Origin of the sequence: uncultured Schumannella sp. (genome assembly GCF_905479755.1) — a bacterium.
Lineage (GTDB): Bacteria > Actinomycetota > Actinomycetes > Actinomycetales > Microbacteriaceae > DCRR01.
On sequence record NZ_CAJQNT010000007.1, the window covers coordinates 59,541 to 84,497 of the forward strand.

A 24,957-nucleotide genomic window follows, 5' to 3' on the forward strand; every position below is an offset into this window, starting at 1 on the left:
GTGAAGATCGCGGCGACGGGGATAGGAGCCGATATGGGAGTCGGAGTAACTCAAGATTCACTCTCTCGGACGCGAACGCCCGCAGGTCAAGGACGGAATGCTCGTCAAGGCGGAAGCGGTCAACCCGTGGGCAGCACGAAGGGCCGCGAAGCACGGAACGGGGCGAGCCCGTGCGGACGAGACGCATAATCGCTCAATCAGCGAGGCATCGACCGATGCACGTCACCATGGACACCGCACGTCCTGTGGCTGACAGTGCAGCGAAGAATCAGATTCGGCTGATCGAGAGTACGTAAAGAGAGGGCGGCGCGGGCGGCGCGAGCGTAGCCGCCTTGGCTACGAGAGTGACAAGGATCTGACGGAGGAAAATCCGGCGGGTCAGGATCAGGTCAGCGGCGAGGAGTACCACCGTAACCAGCAAGACGAGCATGCACGCCACGGCGACTACCTCATGCGGCGCGCAGGCCACACCACATCCTTCGCTGCTCAGCGGGGTCGCGCCTCGATTCAGGACCGAGGTCATGACTTGCTCAGGGGACTGCACCGTTTGAACGGCGGCCACTTTGCCGGGTCCGCTCGCGCTGACGCCTGCGCCATGATTCATGGCAAGAAGACAGACGAGGAGTGCAGCAACGCCAACCAGGCCGATCACCAGCCGACGCCAGGCGCGATGGGGTGCGCGGCTCGTCACGCTTGTCATCCGCACCTCCCTGGCCTCTAGTCGATTCAGGAAGAAGTATAGCCGGGCCGCCATTCGCTCGAGCTAGGCGGTCACATGCTTGCAAGTCCGCGGCTCCAATCGAGTTCCGGGTTCCCCGGGCCGGGCCATACCCCTCTAGGGAATGTGGGGGACACTTCTGACCGTCGACGGCCCCACTTCGAACTAAGGAGGACATCTTGTCCACGTCTGACCGTCGCATCACGGACCCTGGACTGCGCGGCCGGGAGGCCGTGGCCGCTGCGATCGCAGCCGGTGCCGGCCTCTTCTCCGCCTATTGGGACGATGCCTGGCACACCACGCTCGGTCGTGACAGCGCCCTGATTCCCCCGCATCTGCTGCTCTACTCGTCCATCGTGTTCGTGGGGCTGGTGCTCGCAATTTGGGGAGTGCGGGTGCTGTGGCACGAGCGCTCGCTTCGCGCCCTCCTGCGCGCCCCGGGTTTCGCACTCGCCGCATCGGCGGCCGCGGCAACGGTGGTCGCTGCTCCGGCAGACGCGTTCTGGCACACGGCATTCGGTCGTGACGCCGTGCTCTGGTCGCCTCCCCACCTGCTCTCCGTCATCGCCACGATCGTACTGTTGGCGGCGCTGCTGATCGGGTTGGATGCTCGCGCCGGGCTGGTGGCGCGCGCCGCGCTCGGTGCCGCCCTCCTCGGGGCGTCTCAGATCGTGATCATGGAGTTCGACACCGACGTCCCCCAGTTCGCCGAGGTGCTCTACCTGCCGTTGCTGATTGCCACCGCACTGGGTTCGGGCTGGGTGATCCTCGCACTGACGGGCGACCGGCGCGCGCTACCGGCCGCTGTCGCCGGATACCTCGCGTTTCGGGTGATCGTGCTGGTCGCGCTCGGGGCCGTGGGCTGGATTGCGCCGGATGCACCCCTGGCTCTGCTGGGGCTGTTCGTCCTCACGATGCGCGGCGGGGCGTGGCGGTGGCTCTTGGCGGCACTGGCGATCAGTGCCTTGCAGGTCGTCGCATCCGCCACCGGCCTCAGCAGCGTGGGACTTGTTACCGTCGCCCAGTCGCTGGTGGTCGTCGGAGCGGTCCTCGCCGGAGGTGCCGTGCTGCTGGTGGTGGGGCGGCGCGGGATCGTGGGAGCGGGTCTTGCCGGGCTCGTCCTGGTGGTGTCGCTGGTGGCCGCACCCGAGCCGTCGCCCGCCCAGGCCCACGACCCGGGGCAAGGGGCCTCGTTCGGGACCGCGACGATTGCGGTCTCCGGAGACGGAACCGGCCTCATAGAGGTGTCCGTCACCGACCTGGCGTCGGATACCGCGGAGAGCACGGCTCCGGTCCGAGTCGTGGCACGTCGAGCCGGGGAGTCCATCGAGGGCTCGCTGGCGGCAGACGTTGAGCGCGTCGGCAGCTTCTCGGGGTCGGTGCTGCTGCCGGAACCTGGCCTGTGGTTCGTGTACGCCCAGTTCGCCGAAGGGGGGCGGACCCTCGAGGTGTGGCTGCCCGTCGACCAGACGCTCACCTCGACCGTGAGTGAGCGCCGCGACCTGTACGAACCGGTGGCGGATGCGGGCTCCCCACCACCCGGGCAGATCACTCTAGGCGCGCTACTTCTGGCACTCGGCGCCGGCCTGTTGGTGTGGGCCGGAGTGTCGGTCGCCCGCCATCGGGCGACCGTGAGCTGATCCAGAGTGTGCCGGATCTCATCCGCAGAGACGTTCGCACCGAACAGCGGACTTCCGGCTGCATCACGAGGCTTTAGCGCAGGGTGCCGACGGGGACCGGATCGAAACCCACGGCATCCGTCAGCCCCTGCGATCACCTCGAGGCCGGCGGCCGAGGCGCCGAGATCCTGCTGACAAACGGGGGCGCCGCGCGGCTGAACCACGTCGCCGAAGTCAGCGGAACACTCCGCGAACACCCCCCGAGTGCGCCGCGATCTGACCGCGATCATGAGCGGTGACGGGACCTAAGACTTTCGCGACCCTCCCTCGTCACGTCGACACTCGATCTCATGGACGACATCACGCCCGGCCGCCCGCTCGCGAACTGGCACAGCGATCACCAGGAGAAGCTCACCCGTGGGCGACTCGCCGCCGATTGGATGCGCAACGGCATGGGCTCCTGGACTTTCGTGGCGGGCTTCTGGGTCATCATGATCGCCTGGGCGACGGCCAACACTGTCTGGACCGGCTGGGACCCGTATCCCTTCATCCTGCTCAACCTCGTGCTGAGCATGATCGCCGGCCTCCAGGGCGCGATCCTCCTCATCGCCGCGAAACGTCAGGATGCCATCGCGGCGGCGCTCGCCCAGCACGACTACGAGACCAACGTCGCCGCTCGGCGCGAGATCGAGGAGCTGATGGAGATCAATCGGGCGCAGCTTGAGATCCTCCGCGATCTCCACACAACCTCTCGCTCGATTGGCGCTCCCGTCGTCGCAACTGCCAATGTCGCCTCAGGTGCCGAGCTGTCGCGCTGAAAATCCGTCAGTCACCCGCAGACGACTGGTCCTGTCGACGACGCGGCGGCGACCTCTTCTCCGCGAGGTCTCGCTCATGCGCTCGGACAGATATCTCCCAAAGCTAACCGGAATGACTCGCGTCACTCCACGCTTATACCCCCAGAGGGTATAGTCTTGGATGAGGTGTGGCGCCGCGTCGCCGACCGAGACGAAGGAGTAACGCCGTGAGTGTTTTGATCGTGGTCGTAGCTGTACTGCTGACGAGCCTGTTGGCGTGGTACTTCTTCGCCCCGCGCGCTTCGAAGCGTGCGGCCGTCGAGGGCGATCTGCAGGTCCAGACGATCACAGTGAGGGGTGGCTACTCGCCGAGCGTCGTCGAGGTCGTGCAGGGTGTCCGGACGCGACTGCTGTTCGACCGGCAGGAGACGGGCGAGTGCTCGTCTCGAGTCGTGTTGCCGGAGTTCAAGGTGAACCAGGGCCTGCCCGCCTACGCGACCACCGCCGTGGAGTTCGTGCCGGGCGAGGTCGGTGATTTCGGCTTCGCGTGCGGGATGAACATGCTGCACGGCACCGTCAGAGTCGTGCCGGCGTCCATCGATGCAGACCGCACCGCGACAGCGGTGCTCGAGGCACCCACGATCCTCGAGACGGGCCCCACCGAGTCCGTCGACGACGCCGTGGAGGATGACGGTGCCCAGGAAGCGGCCGAGCACGCCAAGGAGATCGCCGACCTCAGCCGACGGGTGATCGTCGGCGCCGTGCTGACGTTGCCGGTGTTCCTCGCGGTGATGGCTCATGACGTTTTCGGGGCTTCGTGGGTGCCGCCGCTGCTGCTTGCACCGTGGTTCCAGTTCCTCCTGATTACCCCGGTGATGTTCTACACGGGGTGGCCGATCCACCGCACTGGATGGTTGGCACTGGCCAACCGGCAGGCCGAGATGAACTCGCTCATCACGCTGGGCACGATCGCCGCATACGGGTTCAGCCTGGTGGCCGCCTTCATCCCCTGGGTGCTGCCCGCCGATGCCCGCGGCGTCTACTTCGAAGCGGTGGGCGTCATCTTGACCCTGATCCTGCTCGGCAGGCTCCTGGAGACCAGGGCCAAGGCCGGCACGGGCGAGGCGATCCGAACCCTGATCGGTTTGCAGCCGCGCACAGCGCGCGTGGTCCGTGGCGACAGCGAGCTGGAGATCCCGGTCGGCGAAGTCGCGGTCGGTGACATTCTGGTGATCCGTCCCGGAGAGAAGCTCCCGGTCGATGGACAGGTGACAGAAGGCAGCTCGGCGGTCGATGAAGCGATGATCACCGGAGAGCCGATCCCCGTCGTCAAGTCCGTCGGCGATACGGTGATCGGGGCCACGATCAACCAGACCGGCTCGTTCCGCTACGCCGCGATCAAGGTCGGTGCGGACACGATGCTTGCGCAGATCATCAGGCTGGTCCGCGAGGCACAGGGCTCCAAGGCGCCGATCCAACGGCTGGCCGACAAGGTCTCCAGCTACTTCGTACCGGTGGTCATCGCGATCGCGATCTGGACGTTCGCCGTCTGGTGGTTGGTCGGCCCGCCACCCGCGGGCGTGTATGCCCTCGTTGCTGCGGTCGCCGTGCTGATCATCGCGTGCCCCTGTGCACTCGGGCTGGCCACACCCCTGTCGATCACCGTCGCCGCCGGCAAGGCAGCAGGCAACGGCATCCTGATCCGCTCCGCCGAGGCACTCGAGACCGCCCACAGGGTCAACACCGTCGTGCTGGACAAGACGGGCACCATCACCAACGGCACCCCGACCCTGACCGACGTGCTCCCTGCCGACGGATTCGACGGCGACGAGTTGCTCGCGCTGATCGCCGCCGCCGAGCGCGACTCGGAGCACCCGTTGGCGACCGCGATCGTCGCGGCAGCCGAGGATCGTGGCTTCAGCAGCCTGCGGTCGAGCACGTTCGAATCGATCACCGGTCAGGGCGTGCGCGCTCAAGTGGATGGCAGGACCGTGCTCGTGGGCAACACCAGGCTGCTGACCGCGGCCGGCATCGACGCCTCGAGTCTGACGGCGAGTGTGGAGGCGCTGGCCGGTGACGGCAAGACCCCCATGCTTGCCGCCGTCGACGGGCGTCCGGCCGGCGTCGTCGGCGTAGCGGACACGATCAAGGACGGCTCGATCGCCGCGATCGCCGATTTGGCCGCGCGAGGGATCGATGTCGTCATGATGACCGGAGACAACCGCGCAACCGCCGCGGCGATCGCCCGTCAGGTCGGCATCGGACGAGTGGTCGCGGAAGTCATGCCTGAGCACAAGGCCCGCGAAGTCCGGCGCCTGCAAGCGGAAGGCCGGATCGTCGGGATGGTCGGTGACGGGATCAACGACGCGCCGGCATTGGCTCAGGCGGACGTCGGCTCAGCGATCGGCACCGGCACCGACGTGGCGATCGAAGCCTCCGACATCACCCTGATCTCCGGCAACCTGGGCGGCCTCGTGACAGCGATCGACCTATCCCGCGCCACCATGCGCAACATCCGGCAGAACCTGCTGTTCGCGTTCGGATACAACGTGGTCGGTATCCCTCTCGCGGCCGGCGTGCTCTACCCAGCCTTCGGGTTGCTGCTCAGCCCGATGATCGCCGCCCTCGCGATGGCCCTGTCATCGCTATCCGTCGTCACCAACTCCAGCCGGCTCCGCCGGTTCACCCCCAAGCCCGCGGCCACCCCGACCGCGGCATCGACCACCAACCCGGTGGTCGAGATCGGCAATCAGCAAGAAGATGAGGACCATTCCATGGCACACCACACCGAGCACACGTCCGACGACACCACCCTCGTCACCGACCCGGTCTGCGGCATGAAGATCGACCCGAAGACGGCCGCCACGACCCGCGAACACGACGGCACGACTTTCTACTTCTGCTCCACCGGCTGCGCCAACACCTTCGACGCGGACCCGCACCGTTATGGCCACCCGCATGCACACTGAACACGCGCCGACAGAGGATCACAGTGCGCACGGATACCTCGGCAACAAGGATGCTCTGCTGACTCGACTTCGGAAGGTCGAAGGTCAGGTCCGTGGGGTGGCGAAAATGATCGACGGTGACACGTACTGCATCGACGTGCTGACTCAGGTCGCCGCTACCACCAAGGCACTCGAAGCGGTGGCCCTTGCGCTCCTAGAAGATCACCTCGCGCACTGCGTTGCCGAAGCCACCGCACAGGGGGGCCCGGTCGCGGAGGAGAAGCTACGCGAGGCCACCGCAGCTATCGCGCGACTCGTGCGATCCTAAGCAGCCGACGCCCGGTGGGCGACGGCCGGTCGTCGATGTCGTAGGGCGACGCGCGTCAGCTTCAGGCGATCTGACAGAAACGCATCTACCCTAAGGAATGGAATGGTGCCTTTCTCAGCGATTCGATCGGTCGCGCACCCGCGTAACGCGGCGGTGCGGACGGTGTTGCTGAGTCTCCTCGGCGTTGCCTCGGTCGTCATCGGCCTCCTGGTGATGCACACGTTCAGCCTTGACGAATCGACCCACACCCCTGCTGCTGCGATATCGCCGATGGAGCACCAAGCGGGTGAGACCGCGCGCTCTCCAGAACCGCCCGCGACTTCGGGTGGCTGCGACACGTCTGCCTGCGAGCCGACGCACACCATGGCCCTCATGACATGTTTGCTCGCTCTCCTCTTCGTCTCACTGGTATTCGGGGCTGCGCCGTCCATCTCGCGGTGGTTGGCGAACTTCCGGACTGAGGGCCGAACGCTGCTCTCCGCGCTGCGCGCCGCTGTACCAACCCCGCCCTCTCTGATCTCGCTCTCAATCAGTCGAACCTGATTCGGCGCAGCCTGCCATCGCGCAGGCGCTGCCCTCGCGCGCATTCGCGCGTCCGAATCCGATCAACTCGACTGAAAGAAAGCAACCATGATGAAGTTTCGCACCGCAGCAATCGCTTCAGCGGCGCTCGCGATCGCACTCGTGCTCGCCGGGTGTTCCAACGCCGGCATGGCAGGGATGGACGACGGGACCGGCGCTGACCCCTCCGCGGAGTCTGTCGACACTACCTTCAACGCCGCAGATGAGATGTTTGTGACGGGCATGATCCCTCACCACGAACAGGCTCTCTCGATGGCAGCGATGGTGCTCGACAAGGAGGGCGTGGATCCTAGAGTCGTCGCCATTGCTGAGCGAATTCTTGCCGCTCAGCAACCTGAAATCGACCTCATGAACTCCTGGCTGGAGGCGTGGGGGGTGGACCCCAACCTGGGCGAGATGGAAGGAATGGACCATAGCGGCGCGGGCTTGATGTCGGACGACGACATGGCCGCGCTCGAAGCCGCGACCGGTCCGGAAGCGTCGAGACTGTTCCTCGAGCAGATGGTGCAGCACCACACGGGCGCCATCGAGATGGCTCAACAGGAGCTGGACAACGGCGAGAACCCTGCCGCGCTCGACCTCGCGCAGACGATCATCGACGACCAGACCGCGGAGATCGCCGAGATGCAGGAGCTTCTCGCGCAGCTGTGAGTCCGTCAGGGGGCGGCCGCACGCGACTGCCCCCTGACCCCTCACATCTCCTGAGATGACTCCCATGAGCACACGCCTTGTTGCAGCCGCGTTCGTCCTGATGACGTTCCTCGTCATCATCCTGGCGATCGCAGTTGTCACCGTCCCTTCGATGGGCCACGCATGAAGCCCGCGCGGCTCTCCAAGACAGCGTCGGCTCTGGTCGCCGTCTTGGCGCTCGCTGGGTGCGCGGCCGCATCGCCTCAAGAGGTCGCTCCGGCGGCGCTCGCGCACATCCACGGGTTCGCTTTCGACCCAGGACAGGATGCGCTCGTCGTCGCCACGCACGGCGGCATCTACCGGCTCGACATCCGCGAGACGCCGGCGGCCGTCACCGGGCCGACCGGCGGGCTCGACATCGATGCGATGGGGTTCACGCTCGTCGGCGAGGTGGCCTACGCATCGGGTCATCCGGGCCCCACAACTCCCGGCACGTTCGGGAGCCCCAACCTTGGGCTGATCCGCTCGGAGGACGGTGGTGTGAATTGGTCCAATGTCTCACTGACTGGGTCGACCGACTTCCACGACCTCTCAATCAGCGAATCTCGGATCAGCAGGATCTATGGGCTTGCCGGTTCCGCCGTGGAGCGGAGCGACGATGGAGGCGTCTCCTGGACGAGCCTCGCAACGATCGGAGCACGCGACATCCTCAGTCCTGCCGGCGACGCTGAGACCCTGTTCGCCACCACGCCGGAGGGTCTTATGGTGAGCCGCGACGCGGGCGCGACGTTCGACCTGGTAGCGGACTCGCCTCCGCTCTATCTGCTCGTCGACGGAGGAACGGGACAAGGAGGCCTCGTCGGTATCGATACCGGAGGAACCGTCTGGATCCAGAGCCAGGCTGACGGAACGTGGAGTGCCGGGGGCCAGGTTTCCGGAACGCCCCAAGCGATGCTCGTCCTGCCGGCGAGCGGACGACTGATCGTCGCCGACGACCGCGGCATCTCAGCGTCGGACGACGACGGGCGCACCTGGGACCTGCTGTGGACAAGCTGACGCGCCGAGCGGCGACCCGACTGCGTCTGGGCGCGGGCGGCGTGACCGTAGCCTTCCTGCTGGCGGTGAGCGCGCTGGTGCCCTCGCCGGTATCGGCACTAGTCGGCCAGGAGTATCCGAGCTGGGAACAGGTGGTCGCGGCTCGCCAGAACGAGGCCGCGGCGAAAACGCTCAAACAGCAACTCGAGCAATCTCTCTCAGCACTCCAAGCCGAAGCTCAGACGACTCAGAGCGAGGCCGATGCCAAGGGGGAAGTGTACGCCGAGACACAGCAGCGTTTTGACGACCAGCAGGTAGTGACGCAGGCGTTACTCGATCAGACGGCTGCCGCGCAGGAAGAATCCGATGCGGCCTACGCTGTGGCCGCGCAGGTCATCGCCGAAATGAGCAAGAACGGCTCAAGCGACGTGACCTCCCGTCTATGGTTCGCACCCGGGAACGCGGATTCCCTCCTCGATCGACTCGAGATCAGTCGGGTCATCGGCGACCGGTACGCCGACATCTACCAGAAGGCACTTGAGTTGCGTAACCGCGCTCAAGCGCTAGCCGACCAAGCCGAGGTGGCGCAAACGCTCCTCGATGAGCTGAAGGTCGCCGCCGAGCAAGCCTTCCAAGTGGCGCAAGCCGCCGCCGAAGAGGCCGCCGCAAAGCTCGAGCAGACCGAGAAAGACATTGCCGAGATGCGTGCGCGAATCGAGTACCTCGAAGGCGTCCGCGAGCAAACGGTTGCCGACTATAACGAGGGACTTGCAGCCCAGTGGGGCGATGGTGCCGCAGGCGAAATCAGCCAATCCGGATGGGCTCGACCCGTCGGCGGCTACATCTCGAGCATGTTCGGGATGCGCGTCAACCCAGCGACCGGGGTCTACCAACTTCATACGGGTGTCGACCTCGCCGGCATGGGCTGCGGCGCGACGATTCGCGCCGCGCATGCCGGTACCGTCACCTACGCCGGTTGGTCCGGGAGCTGGGGCTACTACGTCGCCATCGACCATGGCGACGGCACCGGGTCCGGTTACTCGCACATTCAAGCAGGCGGGATCGGCGTTCGAATCGGCCAAGAGGTCTCTCCGGGTCAGCCGATCGCCAAGGTCGGCACGACGGGTGCTTCGACGGGATGCCACCTGCACTTCATTGTCCGCGTCGGAGGCAAAGTCGTCGATCCCGTGCCCTTCATGCGCAACCAGGGGATCACGCTCGGCTGACCCGGCGGGCGTAGGACTTTCGCCTCTGGCCGATCGACGCCCACGCGACAAAGATCGGTTGAGGACCGACCGAAGAGACGAGAACCGATATGCATTCCGAGATCCAATACGCGAGCCTGACCAGGCGGGGATTCCTCGCGGTCGGCACCGGCACCCTCGCCGCGATCGCCCTGGCTTCGTGCACGACGCCACCCCGCTTCGTCTCCCCGACCGGGACCGCGGTGCAACAAGCAGAATCGGCCCGCGGAGGCACTGGGCGAGTCACCCGTGTCGACCTCGTCGCAGCTCCGACCCAAGTCGATCTCGCCGGCACCACGGCGGACACCTGGAGCTTCGGGTCGGTGCCCGCGCCGACGATCCGGCTGTCGGCAGGCGACACCTTGCTCGCGAATGTGCGCAATCAGCTCCCAGCCGACACCTCCGTGCACTGGCACGGCCTGGCGCTGCGGAACGACATGGACGGCGTTCCCGGCGCAACCCAGGCGCCGATCGGAGCGGGTGAGGATTTCAGCTACGAGTTCGTCGCCGCGCAGCCCGGAACCTACTGGTTCCATCCGCACGTCGGGCCGCAATTGGATCGCGGTCTCTACGGAGCGCTCATCGTCGAAGATCCGAACGAGCCGTTGGTCTACGACGACGAATGGGTGGTCGTCCTCGACGACTGGCTCGACGGAGTGACCGGAACCCCCGACGAGGTGCTCGAGGAGCTCCGCGACGGGATGATGGGGATGATGGGCGGATCGGGCGGCCACATGCTCATGGGCGCCCGCTCTGATCTGCTCGGCGGGGACGCCGGGGATGTCTTCTACCCGCATTACCTGATCAACGGCCGCCCTCCCGCCGACCCGGAGACGTTCACGAGCGCCCCCGGTACGCGGGTGCGGATCAGGATCATCAACGCCGGCAGCGACACTGCATTCCGGGTGGCGCTCGGCGGTCACCGGCTCACCGTTACCCATAGCGACGGGTTCCCAGTGACCCCGGTCGATACCGACGCGATCCTGATCGGCATGGGCGAACGCTACGACGTGCTCGTCACCCTCGGGGACGGCGTGTTCCCCCTCGCCGCCGCCGCGGAGGGCAAGGGTGAGACGGCCTTCGCGATCGTCCGCACCGGATCCGGCGAGACGCCGCGCCCCTCCGCCACGATTCCGGAGATGACGAGGTCGATTCTCACGGCCGACGCGCTCGCGGCCGACCCGGGTGTCGCATTCCCGAGCCGCCCGGTCGATCGCGAGCTGACGGCGAAGCTCTCAGGTTCGATGATGGCCTACGACTGGGCGATCAACGGTCGCCGATTCGACCCAGCCAACCCCCTCGAAGGCGCACTCGGGGTGAGACAAGGCGAGCGGGTACGACTGCGCATCGAGAACACCACCGAGATGTGGCATCCCTTCCACCTGCACGGCCATACCTACCAGCACGCAGGCGGCGGGCCCCGGAAAGACACCTCGATCGTGCTCCCGCGCAAATCTCTGACAGTGGAGTTCGACGCCGACAACCCGGGCCTCTGGGCGGCGCACTGCCACAACATCTACCACGCCGAGACCGGGATGATGACCATCCTCGGTTACCAGACCACTTGAGATCACGAGAACGAAGAGGCCACGAACGATGAACACACGAACTGTCGTCCTTGAAGTGTCCGGCGTGCAGTGGGCGTCCTCGAAGGTCATCGTGGAAGCCACCCTGTTGCGTCAGCCGGGTGTGATCGCGGTGGAGGCCAACCCGGTCTCGCAGACGGCGAACGTCTCCTACGATCCCGAACTGACATCCCAGGCCCACTTGCGCCAGTGGATCATCGAGTGCGGATATCACTGCGCCGGCCAATCCGTCCCGAACCACATCTGCGATCCCTCCCACGACCCCGACGCGGCATCGCACGGCGGCGAGCACATGCACCCGGCCCCGGATCGGTCACCGTCGGCTGGACATCCGCTCGCAACGGCCCCGAAGCCTGACCACTCCGAGCATGCGGATCACGGCGCAAAGGCCGAACCCGACGCGCACGGCCACACACCGACTGCGGCTGACCGCGACGACCACTCGGGTCATGGAGACCATGGCACACCACCGCGGAGCGCACAGGATGTGATGGGTCACGGAGGCAGCCATGCAGGAATGTCGATGGCCTCGATGATCCGCGACATGCGCAACCGGTTTCTGGTCGCGCTGATTTTGTCGATCCCGATCACACTGTTCTCCCCGATCGGGCGAGAGGTGTTCGGGTTCACGGTGCCGGCGCCGTTCGGGTTGCGGGATGACGTGTTCTCCCTGATCCTGTCCCTGCCGGTGATCTTCTACGCGGCCTGGATCTTCTTCGACGGTGCCTTCCGAGCCCTGCGGGCGCGGACCCTCGACATGATGGTGCTCGTTGCGGTCGGCGTCGGCGCCGGGTGGCTCTACAGCCTCATCGTCACCCTCACCGGCGGTGGCGAGGTGTTCTACGAAGCTGCGACAGTGCTGGCGACGTTCGTGCTGCTCGGTCACTGGGTGGAGATGCGCGCCCGCGGCGGGGCGAACGATGCGATCCGCCGCCTGTTGGAACTCGCCCCGGCGCGCGCCGTCGTCATCCGTGACGGGCAGGAGTTCGAGGTATCCACCTCCGAGGTCGTCCCGGGTGATCTGATGCTCGTGCGCCCCGGTGCGAAGGTCCCCACCGATGGGGATGTCGAAGACGGCGAGTCCGAGGTCGACGAGTCGATGGTCACCGGCGAAAGCATGCCGGTAGAGAAGGCCCCTGGGTCGACGGTCATCGGCGCGACCGTGAACACCGTCGGCACGCTCCGGGTTCGTGCCAGCAAGGTCGGTGCCGACACCGCGTTGGCGCAGATCGTCAAGCTGGTGCAGGAGGCGCAGAATTCCAAAGCCCCCGGTCAGAGGCTCGCGGACCGCGCCGCGTTCTGGCTCGTGCTGGTTGCCCTGATCGGCGGCAGCGCGACCTTCCTGGTCTGGTGGCTGACCGGCGCTCCCGTGCCGACCGCGATCCTGTTCGCGATCACCGTCGTCGTCATCACCTGCCCCGACGCGCTCGGACTCGCCACACCCACCGCGATCATGGTCGGCACCGGGCTTGGCGCCAAACGGGGAGTGCTGTTCAAGAATGCCGCCGGGATTGAATCCGCTGCCCACATCGATACGGTCGTCCTCGACAAGACCGGCACCCTCACCAAGGGAGCACCTGAAGTCACCGACTACCTACCCGTCGGCGAGGACGACCTTGAGTTGCTCTCGCTGGTGGCCGCCGTCGAGCGGGAGTCGGAGCACCCCCTCGCGAAGGCGATCGTCGCCTACGCCGACGCCCGGAACATCCCACGCCGCACCGCGTCCGCATTCCGAAACGTCGCCGGGAAAGGCGCAATCGCCACCGTTGACGGTCGGACGGTGGTCCTGGGCAACACACGCCTGATGGCGCAGGAGGGCATCGACATCACCCCGGTTGAAGCAGCCCAAAAGTCCCTCGCGGAAAGCGGCCGCACGGCGATCATGTTCGCCGTCGACGGGGACGCATCCGGGGTCATTGCTCTCGCGGACGCCCCCCGCGAGACCGCGAAAGCCGCTATCGACGCCCTCCACGAGACCGGCATCGAGGTGGTCATGCTCACCGGCGACAACCAGCCCACCGCCGAACGCATCGCGTCCCTGCTGGGCATCGACACGGTGATCGCCGAGGTGCTCCCTGAGGACAAGAGTACCAAGATCGCCGAGCTGCGGCAGGCCGGGAAGAAGGTGGCGATGGTCGGTGATGGCGTCAACGACGCCCCCGCGCTCGCCCAAGCCGACCTCGGCATCGCCATCGGCGCCGGCACGGATGTTGCGATCGAGACCGCCGATGTGGTGTTGATGCGTTCCGACCCACTGGATGTCGCGGTCGCCCTGCGGATCGGGAAGGGAACGCTGCGGAAGATGCGGCAGAACCTAGGCTGGGCCATCGGCTATAACGTCATCGCCCTGCCCATCGCGGCCGGAGTGTTCTTCCCCTCGCTGGGCCTCATGCTCAGCCCGGAGATCGCCGCGATCTCCATGTCCGGCTCGAGCGTGATCGTCGCCGTGAACGCCCTGTTGCTGAAGCGACTCCGGCTGCCCGCCCAGGCCGCGCCCGCGGCGGCGACCAGCCCCGAGCCGGTACCCGTGCCCAGCGGGGCTCGGTAGCGGCGGCCCGCGATCGTTCGATCCCACGCAGATCCACACAGAGAAGGCGCTGAACTGATGACAACACGCTCGACCTCGACGGGTGCGAATCCGGTCTTGGACCCGGCCCAGTTGGAGCGCATCCACGCTTGGTGGCGGGCCGCCAACTATCTCTCGGTGGGACAGATCTACCTGTTGGACAACCCGCTGCTGCGGGAGCCACTGCTGCCCGAGCACATCAAGCCGCGGTTGCTTGGGCATTGGGGCACTACGCCGGGGTTGAACTTCATCTACGCCCATCTGAACCGGGCGATTTTGGAGCGCGACCTGGACACGATCTATGTCATGGGTCCCGGGCACGGCGGCCCCGGGCCGGTCGCTGCGGCGTGGTTGGAGGGCACCTACACCGAGACCTACCCGGACATCACCCAGGATGCGGAGGGGATGCGGCGACTGTTCCGGCAGTTCTCCTTCCCGGGCGGCATCCCCAGCCATGTCGCGCCAGAGACGCCTGGGTCGATCCACGAGGGCGGTGAGCTGGGCTACGCACTGTCGCACGCCTACGGGGCGGCGTTCGACAATCCCGACCTAGTTGTTGCCGCGGTGGTCGGCGACGGGGAGGCGGAGACCGGACCTCTGGCGGCGAGCTGGCAGTCCAACAAGTTCGTCAACCCCGCCCGGGACGGCACAGTCCTACCGATCCTGCACCTGAACGGGTACAAGATCGCCAACCCCACCGTGCTGGCGCGGATCAGCGCGGAGGAGCTCGATCACCTCTTGCGCGGCTTCGGGCACACCCCGTTCTATGTCGAGGGTCACGACCCGGTTCAGATGCACCAGGATTTCGCTCAGGTCTTGGACGCCTGCCTCGACGAGATCGGGGAGATCAAACGCCGGGCGCGCGCCGGCGACACCGAACGACCTCGCTGGCCGATGATCGTGCTGCGCTCTCCGAAAGGTTGGACTGGCCCGAAGGAAGTTGACGGCAAACACGTGGAAGGAACCTGGCGAGCCCACCAGGTTCCGTTCTCCCAGGCGAGGGAGAACGACGAGCACCGCGCCATCCTCGAACGGTGGCTGCGCAGCTATCGGCCCGAGGAGCTCTTCGATGAGGGTGGCGCGCCGGTCCCGTCGGTGGCCACGCTGCACCCATCGGGTTCGCGGCGGATGAGTGCCAACCCGCACGCCAACGGCGGACTTCTCATCAAGGACCTCGTGATGCCTGATTTCAGGCGCTATGAGGTTCCGGTCGCGAGTCCCGGCGTCTCCACTGCGGAGTCCACGCGGGCGCTCGGCGTTCTGTTGCGCGACGTGTTGAGCGGCAACATGGACAACTTCCGGGTGTTCTCGCCCGACGAGAACAACTCCAACCGGATCGACGCGGTTCTCGACGTGACCAACCGCGCCTGGAACGCCGCCACCATCGACGGGGACGATCATCTGGCACCGGATGGTCGGGTGATGGAGATTCTCTCCGAGCACACCATCCAAGGGTGGCTGGAGGGCTATCTGCTCACCGGACGGCACGGCTTCTTCTCCTGCTACGAAGCGTTCATCCACATCGTCGACTCGATGTTCAACCAGCACGCGAAGTGGTTGACCACCGCTAACGACATCCCCTGGCGTCGCCCGATCGCCTCTCTGAACTACCTGCTCACCTCGCACGTCTGGCGGCAGGACCACAACGGGTTCTCGCATCAGGACCCCGGGTTCATCGACCATGTGGTGAACAAGAAGTCCGACGTCGTCCGGGTGTACCTGCCGCCAGACGCGAACACCCTGCTGTCGGTGGCCGATCACTGCTTGCGCAGTCGCCAGTACGTCAACGTGATCGTGGCCGGCAAGCAACCCGAGCTGCAGTTCTTGACGATGGAGCAGGCGATCGAGCATTGCACGAACGGCCTCGGCGTCTGGGACTGGGCAAGCAATGACGCAGGCGAGGAACCCGACGTCGTCATGGCCTGCGCCGGCGACGTTCCGACCCTGGAGACCCTCGCGGCTGTCTCGATCTTGCGTGCGGCGCTCCCCGACCTCCGCATTCGTGTCGTCAACGTCGTCGACCTGATGCGCCTCCAAGACGCGCGCGCGCATCCCCACGGACTGTCCGACGAGGAATTCGACGCGCTGTTCACCACCGACAAGCCTGTCGTCTTCGCCTACCACGGCTACCCCTCGTTGATCCACCGGCTGACCTACCGGCGCGCGGGACACGGCAACCTGCACGTGCACGGCTACCGCGAGGAGGGCACGACCACCACCCCGTTCGACATGTGCGTGCTCAACGAAATCGACCGGTTCCACCTGGCCATCGATGTCATCGACCGGGTTCCCCGGCTGCACGACGCGTCCGTGCAGGTGCGGCAGGACCTGACCGAGGCCCTCATCCGGCACCGTGTCTACATCCGCGAGAACGGGCAGGACATGCCCGAGATCCGCGACTGGACGTGGGAGGAGATTGACCGCGAACCGCTCCTCCCGGTCGATCCGCTCAGATGAACGAGGTGCCCCGCCTTCCCGGAACCCATCGTGTCGACACGGTCTATGACGCGGTGCTGTTCGACATGGATGGCGTGGTCACCGATACCGCGGGGATCCACGCCGCCGCCTGGAAGCAGCTTTTCGACCAGGTGCTGCAGGACCCGCGGGTTCGGGTGGCCGATCCGGAGCGCACCTTTGATCCCGTCGTCGACTACCGTCGGTACGTCGACGGCCGAAGCCGCGAAGACGGCGTCACCGCCTATCTGGGTGCCCGCGGGATCACCCTGGAGCCGGGGAAGCCTGACGACCTCCCTGACATGTGGACGGTCGCCGGCCTCGCCGCCCGCAAGAACGACCTGTTCTTGGCAGAACTGGATGCGCGCGGCCTGCGCACCTACCCCGGGACGACGGCGCTGCTCGCGCGGCTCCGCGACGCCGGGGTGCCGGTCGGCCTGGTCACCGCAAGCCGCAACGCCCAGCAGATGCTCACGGCGGCCGGACTCGCGGGCACGTTCGACACCGTCGTGGACGGCCAGGTCGCTCTCGAGCACAGCCTTCCCGGCAAACCCGATCCGGCGATGTTCCGGGAAGCAGCCCGCCGCCTAGGCGTCCAACCGGAGCACGCCGCGGTCGTCGAGGACGCCGTCTCGGGAATCGAGGCGGCTCGTCGGGGTGGATTCGGTCTCGTCGTCGGGATCGCCCGCCTGGGGCATCGCGAGGAGCTCGAGGCGGCCGGAGCCGACGTCGTCCTCAACGACGTGAGCGAACTCGACCTGGGAGCATCCGCCACCGATCCGTGGGTGCTCGTGTATCACGGGTTCGACCCGGCCCACGAGGGACACCGCGAAGCGCTGACCGCCCTGGGCAACGGATACCTGGCCACGCGGGGCGCCCGCCCCGAGTTCGCCGACGACGGGACGCACTATCCCGGGACGTATCTGGCGGGGGTCTATAACCGCCTGGTCAGCACCATTCACGACCGGAGCCTCGAGGAGGAGCACCTGGTCAACCTGCCCAACTGGCTTCCGCTGGACATTCGGATCGGTGCGGGTCCGTGGTGGTCGAGCGGGCGAGTCGAGACACTCGACGAACGACGTGAGGTGAATCTGCGGTCGGGAACCTCGACCCGATCCGCGACACTCGTGGGCCCGCACGGCAATCACCTGAACGTCGTCCAACGGTCCTTCGTCTCGATGGACGACCCGCACCTGGCGGTGCTGGAGACCACTCTCGTCGCGCGCGGATGGGGTGGCCGGGTCACCCTCCGAGCGGGCATCGACGCGGGGGTTCGCAACACCAACGTCGCCGCCTACCGTGGTTCCGATGCGACCCATCTGAGCTCGCCGACGTTCACGACCATCGACGACATCCTGCTCTGCGCGGTGGAGACCAGGCAGAGCCGGATCCGGATCGCCACTGCGGTCCACCTGCGTCTCGCCGGAGCGGACGGCGTCTGGAAGGAACCGAGCGCGAGGAGCGGGCGTCGATACGGCCGCTCGGTAGGGTTCGCCGTCGCGGACGGCGAGCCGGTGACGCTCACCAAGACGGCGGCGATCTTCACCTCCCGCGACGCTGCAATCGCTTCGCCGGAGCTCGCGGCCGTCACGCGAGTTCGCGACCATGCCGGAGACACCGAGGGCGCGCTCGAGCGTCACCAGGCGGCCTGGGAGCGTCTCTGGCAGCGCTTCGCCATCACGATCGATGCCGACCCGCGAAGTCGGCTCGTGCTGAACCTTCACGTCTTCCACGTGCTCCAGACCCTTTCGCCGCACACTGCCGACCTGGATGCCGGTGTGCCCGCCCGCGGTCTGCACGGAGAGGGCTACCGAGGGCACGTCTTCTGGGATGAGTTGTTCGTACTTCCCGTGCTCGGTCTCCGGCTGCCGAATGTGGCTCGAGCCCTGCTGGACTACCGATGGCACCGGTTGGACGCCGCCCGCACCGCGGCTCGAGCGGCAGGGGTACGGGGGGCGCTGTTCCCCTGGCAGAGCGGCAGCGACGGTCGGGAGGAGACACCTGACACGTTGTACAACTCGCGCTCAGCCCGCTGGATGCCCGACAACTCGAGCCGCCAGCGGCACGTCGGACTCGCGGTCGCCTACAACGCCTGGCAGTACTTCCAGGTGACCGCCGACCGCGACTGGCTGGCCGACCGCGGCGCGGAACTGATCGTCGAAGTTGCCCGGTACTTCGCCGCCTCCGCCGTGCACAATGCAGCGACAGACCGCTTCCACATCACCGGCGTGATGGGGCCTGACGAGTACCACGACGGCTACCCGGAAGCACCGGGAGAAGGAGTCCGGGACAACACCTACACGAACGTCATGGCCGCCTGGGTCTGCGAGCGCGCCGGCGAGACTCTCGACGAACTGGCCGGCCATGCTCGCGACGACGTCATCGACCGTCTGCGCATCGACCGCGACGAGATGGCCCGTTGGGCGCATCTGAGCCGACGCCTCGCCGTCCCCATCCATGCCGACGGAATCCTCAGTCAATTCGACGGGTACGAGAGCCTCCTCGAACTCGACTGGGCCGACTACCGGCAGCGGTACGGCAATATCGGTCGCCTCGACCTCATCCTCGAATCCGAGAACGACACGACCAATCGGTACAAGCTCGCCAAGCAGCCGGATGTCGTGATGCTCGTCTACCTGCTCGGTCGGGACGGAGTGCGACAACAGCTGGCGAGGCTCGGCTACCCGTTCTCCCAGGACGATCTCGGCCGCACTGTCGACTACTACCTCGACCGCACCTCAAACGGCTCCACACTCAGCCGAGTCGTGAACGCCTCGGTCCTCGCCGGACTCGACGAATCACGGTCCTGGGCGCTCTTCCGCGAAACCCTGATCGCCGACCTCGACGACACCCAGGGCGGAACGACCCGTGAAGGCATCCATCTCGGGGCGATGGCCGGCTCCGTCGACCTCATCGCCCAATCCTTCGCCGGCCTGCGCCTGGACTCGCATCAGATCGACTTCACACCGCGGCTGCCGCCACGGCTGGCGAGAGTCCGCTTCCCCTTCTCCTATCGGGGGCACCGGGTCGACGTGGACCTCGATCACAAAGCCCTGCGACTGCACCTGCTTCCCAGCCCGGCCGAGCCCATCCGGTTCTCCACCGGAGCGTCACGGGTGACGCTAGCCGGGGGCCAGTCCCACGAGTTCCCCCTGCCGCCATCACGGCAAATCGGCGATCGATGAGAAAGGCACGTCAATGAGCAAGATCCGAGTAGGCGTCAACGGTTACGGGGTCATCGGCAAGCGCGTCGCCGACGCCGTGTTGTTGCAGCCGGATATGGAACTCGTCGGTGTCGCCGACATCGCGACCGACTGGCGCATCAAGTCCGCAGCCAACCGTCTGCCGCTGTTCGCCTCCACGGCGGATGCCCAGGCGGCGATGGAGGTGGCCGGACTGCGTCCGTTGGGCACCCTCGACGAGTTGCTTGACCTCTCCGACATCGTCATCGACACCACACCCAAGCACGTGGCGGCCGGCAATCTGGAGCGCTATCGCACGGCAGGGGTCAAGGCGGTGTTCCAGGGCGGCGAATCCCACGCGACGACCGGACACTCGTTCGTCGCGCAGGCGAACTACGAGAGCGCACTCGGCCGCGACACCACCCGGGTGGTGTCGTGCAATACGACAAGCATCGTCCGGGTGCTCGGGGCACTCGACCGGGCCGGATTGCTCCGGCGCGCACGCGGTGTGCTCATCCGCCGCGCCACCGACCCGTGGGAGTCGCACCTCGGCGGCATCATGAACACGATGGTCCCGGAACCCACGATCCCCTCGCACCAGGGCCCGGATGCACAGACCGTGCTGCCCGGCCTCGACCTGATCACCATTGCGGCCAAGGGCGCCCACACCCAGACCCACAACCACTATTGGACGCTTCAGCTGACACGAGAGGCGTCCCGGGACGAGGTGCTGGACGCCCTTCGTGCCGCACCACGGATAGCGTTCATCCGGATGTCCGACGGACTGGTCGCGCTCAACTCCACGATCGAGCTGATGCGGGACCTCGGCCGGCCACGCGGCGACATGTGGGAGGTGGCCGTGTGGGAGGACCTCGTCACCGTGCAGGGCGATGAGGCGTTCCTGACGTATCAGGTCTACAACGAGGCCATCGTCGTGCCGGAGACGATCGACGCGATCCGGGCGCTGACCGGCGCGGCGCCGGATGCCGCGACCTCGATGAAGATCACCGACGACACCCTCGGCATGCAAAGCGACTTTCTCAGGCCCGCCGAGAGCCCGCGATGAGGCCCACGCGGGCCCCGGCTTCTCCGGACATCCCCGCGTCGACAGGGAACTCATCGCCCGCCCTGCGCAACCCGAAGACGTGGCGGATGCTGTGGGTGACCTTCGCCTGGGGCTCCTGCTTCGTCGCCATCAGCATCGGGTTGCAGGACGCTCCGTTGTTGTGGCTTGCCGCACTTCGAGCACTGGTCGCGGGCGCCGCGGTGTTGCTGGTCGCCACGGTGCGACGCGCGCCATACCCCCGCGGTCCGCGGCCGTGGATGCTGATCGTCACCCTGGGACTCGTCAACGTCGCGCTGGCTTACGCGGCCATGTTCGGCGGAATCATCGGACTCTCGACCGGGGCAGCGTCGGTGCTCGCCAACGCCCAGCCGCTGCTCATCCTCCTGCCGGCCTGGTTGTTCTTTCGTGAATCTCCCACGTGGCCGACTTTCGCGGCGATGCTCGTCGGTTTCGCCGGCCTCCTGTTGGTCGCCATTCCGTCCGGTTTCGGTACCGGGGCGTGGCTCTCGCTGACATCGGCGGCAGCTGTCACAGCAGGCACCCTGATCGCCCGCGTCGTCGACGCCGATCCGTTCGTCGTCGCCGCCTGGCAGCTTCTCATCGGCGGAGCCGTGCTCGCGCTGGTGGCCGCCGTCGTCGAAGGGCCGCCCGCGATCGACTGGGGTGTGCGCTTCGTCGTCGTGCTGCTGTACCTGGCGCTCGTGGGAACGGCCGCGACCAACGTCGCCTGGCTCATCGAGGTCCGGCATGCTTCGCTGGGCGCCCTCACCACCTGGACGCTCCTCGTGCCCATTGTCGGCGTGCTGTTGTCGGTCGCATTCCTTCATGAGCGTCAGGGCGTGATGGGCTGGGCAGGGACCGTCATCGTTGTCGCCGCGATGGTCTTCCTCGTTGTGTCGAAAAGATGGCAGCCAGCCGGCGGCCAAAGGGTCGGCTCGGCACGCTAGGACCAAAGACCCCACCACATCGCCGTCATAGATCCCACAATGGGCCCGTGAAGGACAACAAACACGCATACGCGCGCCACGCCGAGACAACTGTCGAAATCGCGGCGCCGGCTTCCGAACTCTTCGCCTTTCTCGACGACCACCACAACCTGTCGTCACATATGTCCAATCCGAGCTCACCGATGATGGGCGGCGGCCAAATGGAGCTCATCCTCGACGAAGGCAAAGGACGCGTCCTGGGGTCTCACGTAGTGATGCGGGGCTCGGCCTTCGGCCTCCGCTTGTTCGTTGATGAGATCGTCGCCACGCGCACTCCGCCGATCACCAAGAGCTGGAAGACCGTCGCTGAGCGACTCATCGTGATCGGCGCCTACACGCTTGGATTCACAATCGCCGGCAACGGGACAGAGTCGAAGCTGACCGTGTGGATCGACTACAACCTTCCCCGACGAGGGCGGCTTTGGGGGTTGATCGGCGGCAAGACTTACGCAAATTGGTGCGTCCGACAGATCGCTGACGCCCCGCTCGAACGGTTCGGATCCACCGGAGCGGCGATCGGAGGTCGAGCCTCATCGGTCTCCTCCGGTGAGACCTGATGCTCCCCCGAAGTCAAGGGGCCGATACCGCGACTCGTTTGGAGAGAGGAGCACAATCCTATGGATACTGCTGTCGCACTCGTTCAGGCTTACCTGCGCATCAACGGCTATTTCACTGTTGCCGAGTACCCCGTTCTCGACGTCTCCCCACGCATCCCCGCGCGAACTATGACCGATCTGGACATCCTCGCGATCCGGCTCCACCGCGAGCCTCCGGCACACGGCGGCCTCGATGCCACTGACCAGGACCCCGCTCTTGGCGCGGCGCGCGGAACGGCAGACATGATCGTCGGCGAAGTCAAAGAGGGCACGCCGCGCATCAACCCTGCCATGCGAGACCCGGCCGTGCTGGAGGCCGCCTTTACCCGCTTCGGATGCTGCCCAGCGGACACGGCCGCCGATCTTGTCGACGAGCTACTGCGCACCGGTCGTGTAATAGCACCCGCCGGGCATGTCATCCGAACCGTCGCATTCGGCAACCCGCATCACATCAACTCTACCATGGCGTGGCACACCGTCTCGTTAGAACACATCATCGAATTCCGCAGAGACCACTTTCACGCCAACTGGCATGCCGTCGGACACACCCAGATCAAAGACGACGTACTCGGCATGTTCGCCCTGATGGAGAAGTCGCGGCGCGCGACCCAGCCGATCGACGGACGGGAATACCCAAACCCGACCCAGCAAACCCCTGGCTGAGTCACGAATTGCCAGCAGACTGCGCGCCTTGTTCGACGGCAACAACCTTGCCTGAGGCGCTCGCGTCGTCACGACGATCGCGGTAAGAAGGCAGTTGAGCATGGAAGCTATACCGGGCAGCCGAACTCCGACCAACGCCGAGGCAGGATGCGCGGGCGCAGCGACGGGCCCTCGGAATGATGCCAATCCCTCTCGTCATCAAGGCTGGCGCGTCATCGTTCAAATGGAACGTCCGACGGGGAAGATCGGCGGCCTGACGAACGGAGCCGCGATGCTGACTGTCATCCATCTAGCCGCGCGCGAATAGCACGCCCGATTTCTGCCACACTAGGCACCCCGACAAACCCCGACGGAGCTCGATACACGCGGCAAGCGAGGTCCGCCGTCCGCGCACCACCTGGGAAAGCATCCGATCCGTCGATCAGAATCGTCGGAGACCCGGCGAACGCAGTTTCGGCCGCCTCATGAGAGTTGGACAGCAACCGAAAGCTCACATCGACCGCGCTGAGCCCAGCAGCGCTCAGAGCTTCGCGCACACGAGCACCGGCTTCGACCCAGTTTGGGCACTCAGCGATGTGCAGAATCTCAACTCTCACGGGCCCCATGGTAGCTTCGGGGTCGCGACACTTCTGAGGCTCAGCTAGAGCCGATCCAGAATGTACGCGACCCGGTCAGCCGGGCCGAGAACCGGCACTTTCACAACCGGGGTCGAGAGATCTTGGTAAACCTCGGTGAGAAGGGCGTGGATGCGCAGTTGGGCGGCGGCGTCCTCGGTACGGGCGTAGTCCGCAGCGAGGGGGAGCAAATCAAGGATGAAAGCCTTCCGATAAGAGACATGCTGTAGCGCATCGAGGAGCTCTGCGTCGGGTTCGAGGTCGAGGAATCTGTAGTAGGCCAGCGAGTCAGGGATGGCGCGATCGAGGAAGATGATCTCGTCGGGGTCGAGACTCGCCTCCTGGTCCAACTCCATGGCAAGAACTCCGTGCTGGAACTCGCGTCGGCGCGCGCGTACTTCCTCGACGGTTTTCCCCTCGACCCGCTTGAGGTCCAGGTAGTGCCGGGCGTGTTCGATCGTGGTCGTGTGGCCAAGGTCGCGCAGCATGTCGACGGTCGTCGTCTTGCCCGAACTAGGGCCTCCCGTGATGACGTACCAATTTGTCATGATCGGCCCTCTCCAGGTCAAGGTACCGGTCAGGTGGGAATTTGTTGGGATCTGTTCCCGGGTGCTGGTCAGCGCTGAAGCAAGTAGACACCGTGAGCCAGCCGTGAACGCGACCACCGAAGCACGTGCCTATCCAGGTCGCTGGGTTGATCGACCCTAGCCATGACGAGCGACTGTCGGCACCGACGGGACCAGCTCGTGCGGAGCTGATCCAGTCAGACCAATCGTCTACGGCTTGCCGCCCAAGATTTCCAGACGTTCGCGGTACTCCTGCGTGGTCAGCTCACCACGTGCATATCGATCGGCGAGGATCTGCTGCGGCGCCGATGCCGTGGTCTTTGCGGTGGAGGCCGCAGAATTGCGAACCAAGACCACGACGAGAACCACAATTCCGATGAGGACGAGTCCACCGATCAGCCACATCCAGCCCCAGCCCTCGTATCCATATCCCCACATCATGATGGTGCCCTTCTCTGCGTTGGTAGGCGTTCGGGCGGACAGGTACTCCGGCCCTCGCAGAGCTAACGATTCCCCAAGCCGGAGCAGCGTACTAAGGCCTTTGGTCCCCCCGCACGGGCTCATCCGAATACCAATCGACGGTCTTGGCAGGGCCTAGGGGCCCAAGAATCCCTCTCACTGGGGGCAACGTTTCATCGGGACTGCTGAAGGTTTAGGTGACTCCTGATCTGTGGTGATTCGTCGCCGCTGGAAGGATGTCCTCATGCCTAAGCCGTTCCCCAAGGAGTTCCGGGACGACGTCGTTGCTATCGCGTTGAAGCGGGAGTCCTCCTTCGC

At 66.1% G+C, this 24,957-nt stretch carries 19 protein-coding genes; 16 read left to right on the forward strand and 3 right to left on the reverse strand.

The window, feature by feature from the left end; all coding sequences use genetic code 11:
- Window positions 1-268: 268 nt before the first annotated feature.
- Window positions 269-700 (reverse strand): hypothetical protein, encoded by a 432-nt coding sequence (locus QZ258_RS02365; protein WP_294178675.1) that lies wholly within the window; start codon window positions 698-700, stop codon window positions 269-271.
- Window positions 701-897: 197 nt separating this feature from the next.
- On the opposite strand from QZ258_RS02365, the gene QZ258_RS02370 reads away from it, so the two are divergent.
- The 16 genes from QZ258_RS02370 to QZ258_RS02440 all read left to right on the forward strand — a co-directional run bounded on the left by QZ258_RS02370 (window position 898) and on the right by QZ258_RS02440 (window position 23,000).
- Window positions 898-2,358, forward strand: a complete 1,461-nt coding sequence (locus tag QZ258_RS02370; RefSeq protein WP_294178676.1) for a hypothetical protein — start codon at window positions 898-900, stop codon at window positions 2,356-2,358.
- A gap of 329 nt (window positions 2,359-2,687) precedes the next feature.
- Window positions 2,688-3,155 carry a DUF1003 domain-containing protein gene (locus tag QZ258_RS02375; RefSeq protein WP_294178678.1) on the forward strand — a complete coding sequence of 156 codons (468 nt, stop codon included), beginning with the start codon at window positions 2,688-2,690 and terminating at the stop codon, window positions 3,153-3,155.
- A gap of 206 nt (window positions 3,156-3,361) precedes the next feature.
- The gene (locus QZ258_RS02380) at window positions 3,362-6,103 is read left to right on the forward strand and encodes a heavy metal translocating P-type ATPase (RefSeq protein WP_294178680.1); all 2,742 of its coding nucleotides are present in this window, start codon (window positions 3,362-3,364) and stop codon (window positions 6,101-6,103) included.
- A complete protein-coding gene (locus QZ258_RS02385; protein WP_294178682.1) occupies window positions 6,081-6,410 on the forward strand; it encodes a metal-sensitive transcriptional regulator in 330 nt (109 codons plus the stop codon). The genes QZ258_RS02380 and QZ258_RS02385 overlap by 23 nt, the downstream gene beginning before the upstream one ends.
- A 102-nt stretch (window positions 6,411-6,512) precedes the next feature.
- Window positions 6,513-6,953, forward strand: coding sequence for a DUF6153 family protein (locus QZ258_RS12380; protein ID WP_363181853.1), 441 nt, complete (start codon window positions 6,513-6,515; stop codon window positions 6,951-6,953).
- An 87-nt stretch (window positions 6,954-7,040) separates the two neighbouring features.
- Window positions 7,041-7,643, forward strand: coding sequence for a DUF305 domain-containing protein (locus tag QZ258_RS02390; RefSeq protein WP_363181855.1), 603 nt, complete (start codon window positions 7,041-7,043; stop codon window positions 7,641-7,643).
- A 162-nt stretch (window positions 7,644-7,805) separates the two neighbouring features.
- The gene (locus QZ258_RS02395) at window positions 7,806-8,678 is read left to right on the forward strand and encodes a F510_1955 family glycosylhydrolase (protein WP_294178684.1); all 873 of its coding nucleotides are present in this window, start codon (window positions 7,806-7,808) and stop codon (window positions 8,676-8,678) included.
- On the forward strand, window positions 8,666-9,883 hold the full coding sequence (locus QZ258_RS02400; RefSeq protein ID WP_294178686.1) for a M23 family metallopeptidase: 1,218 nt from the start codon (window positions 8,666-8,668) through the stop codon (window positions 9,881-9,883). The genes QZ258_RS02395 and QZ258_RS02400 overlap by 13 nt, the downstream gene beginning before the upstream one ends.
- An 89-nt stretch (window positions 9,884-9,972) precedes the next feature.
- A complete protein-coding gene (locus tag QZ258_RS02405) occupies window positions 9,973-11,469 on the forward strand; it encodes a multicopper oxidase family protein (RefSeq protein ID WP_294178688.1) in 1,497 nt (498 codons plus the stop codon).
- Between the two features lie 28 nt (window positions 11,470-11,497).
- The gene (locus tag QZ258_RS02410) at window positions 11,498-14,035 is read left to right on the forward strand and encodes a cation-translocating P-type ATPase (protein ID WP_294178690.1); all 2,538 of its coding nucleotides are present in this window, start codon (window positions 11,498-11,500) and stop codon (window positions 14,033-14,035) included.
- Between the two features lie 57 nt (window positions 14,036-14,092).
- A complete protein-coding gene (locus QZ258_RS02415; RefSeq protein WP_294178695.1) occupies window positions 14,093-16,510 on the forward strand; it encodes a phosphoketolase in 2,418 nt (805 codons plus the stop codon).
- Complete coding sequence (locus QZ258_RS02420) at window positions 16,507-19,692, forward strand: HAD-IA family hydrolase (protein ID WP_294178697.1); 3,186 nt, start codon at window positions 16,507-16,509, stop codon at window positions 19,690-19,692. Before QZ258_RS02415 ends, QZ258_RS02420 begins: the two co-directional genes overlap by 4 nt.
- Window positions 19,693-19,705: 13 nt before the next feature.
- Window positions 19,706-20,755, forward strand: coding sequence for a type II glyceraldehyde-3-phosphate dehydrogenase (locus QZ258_RS02425; protein WP_294178699.1), 1,050 nt, complete (start codon window positions 19,706-19,708; stop codon window positions 20,753-20,755).
- 86 nt (window positions 20,756-20,841) lie between these two features.
- Window positions 20,842-21,702 carry a DMT family transporter gene (locus QZ258_RS02430; RefSeq protein WP_294178701.1) on the forward strand — a complete coding sequence of 287 codons (861 nt, stop codon included), beginning with the start codon at window positions 20,842-20,844 and terminating at the stop codon, window positions 21,700-21,702.
- Window positions 21,703-21,749: 47 nt separating this feature from the next.
- Window positions 21,750-22,298 carry an SRPBCC family protein gene (locus QZ258_RS02435; RefSeq protein WP_294178703.1) on the forward strand — a complete coding sequence of 183 codons (549 nt, stop codon included), beginning with the start codon at window positions 21,750-21,752 and terminating at the stop codon, window positions 22,296-22,298.
- Window positions 22,299-22,358: 60 nt separating this feature from the next.
- The gene (locus tag QZ258_RS02440) at window positions 22,359-23,000 is read left to right on the forward strand and encodes a hypothetical protein (protein ID WP_294178704.1); all 642 of its coding nucleotides are present in this window, start codon (window positions 22,359-22,361) and stop codon (window positions 22,998-23,000) included.
- A gap of 640 nt (window positions 23,001-23,640) precedes the next feature.
- Here QZ258_RS02440 and QZ258_RS02445 read toward each other — a convergent pair.
- Both QZ258_RS02445 and QZ258_RS02450 read right to left on the reverse strand, forming a co-directional pair.
- The gene (locus tag QZ258_RS02445) at window positions 23,641-24,162 is read right to left on the reverse strand and encodes an ATP-binding protein (protein ID WP_294178706.1); all 522 of its coding nucleotides are present in this window, start codon (window positions 24,160-24,162) and stop codon (window positions 23,641-23,643) included.
- 228 nt (window positions 24,163-24,390) lie between these two features.
- Entirely contained in the window at window positions 24,391-24,621 is a 231-nt protein-coding gene (locus QZ258_RS02450; protein WP_294178708.1) for an SHOCT domain-containing protein, read from the reverse strand.
- Between the last annotated feature and the right edge of the window lie 336 nt (window positions 24,622-24,957).

Coding starts and splice junctions, on each gene's coding strand:
- QZ258_RS02375 (WP_294178678.1), top strand. CDS start 2,688: ATGGACGACATCACGCCCGGCCGCCCGCTCGCGAACTGGCACAGCGAT.
- QZ258_RS02395 (WP_294178684.1), top strand. CDS start 7,806: ATGAAGCCCGCGCGGCTCTCCAAGACAGCGTCGGCTCTGGTCGCCGTC.
- QZ258_RS02390 (WP_363181855.1), top strand. CDS start 7,041: ATGATGAAGTTTCGCACCGCAGCAATCGCTTCAGCGGCGCTCGCGATC.
- QZ258_RS02445 (WP_294178706.1), bottom strand. CDS start 24,162: ATGACAAATTGGTACGTCATCACGGGAGGCCCTAGTTCGGGCAAGACG.
- QZ258_RS02425 (WP_294178699.1), top strand. CDS start 19,706: ATGAGCAAGATCCGAGTAGGCGTCAACGGTTACGGGGTCATCGGCAAG.
- QZ258_RS02440 (WP_294178704.1), top strand. CDS start 22,359: ATGGATACTGCTGTCGCACTCGTTCAGGCTTACCTGCGCATCAACGGC.
- QZ258_RS02415 (WP_294178695.1), top strand. CDS start 14,093: ATGACAACACGCTCGACCTCGACGGGTGCGAATCCGGTCTTGGACCCG.
- QZ258_RS02450 (WP_294178708.1), bottom strand. CDS start 24,621: ATGATGTGGGGATATGGATACGAGGGCTGGGGCTGGATGTGGCTGATC.
- QZ258_RS12380 (WP_363181853.1), top strand. CDS start 6,513: ATGGTGCCTTTCTCAGCGATTCGATCGGTCGCGCACCCGCGTAACGCG.
- QZ258_RS02405 (WP_294178688.1), top strand. CDS start 9,973: ATGCATTCCGAGATCCAATACGCGAGCCTGACCAGGCGGGGATTCCTC.
- QZ258_RS02430 (WP_294178701.1), top strand. CDS start 20,842: ATGCTGTGGGTGACCTTCGCCTGGGGCTCCTGCTTCGTCGCCATCAGC.
- QZ258_RS02385 (WP_294178682.1), top strand. CDS start 6,081: ATGGCCACCCGCATGCACACTGAACACGCGCCGACAGAGGATCACAGT.
- QZ258_RS02420 (WP_294178697.1), top strand. CDS start 16,507: ATGAACGAGGTGCCCCGCCTTCCCGGAACCCATCGTGTCGACACGGTC.
- QZ258_RS02410 (WP_294178690.1), top strand. CDS start 11,498: ATGAACACACGAACTGTCGTCCTTGAAGTGTCCGGCGTGCAGTGGGCG.
- QZ258_RS02365 (WP_294178675.1), bottom strand. CDS start 700: ATGACAAGCGTGACGAGCCGCGCACCCCATCGCGCCTGGCGTCGGCTG.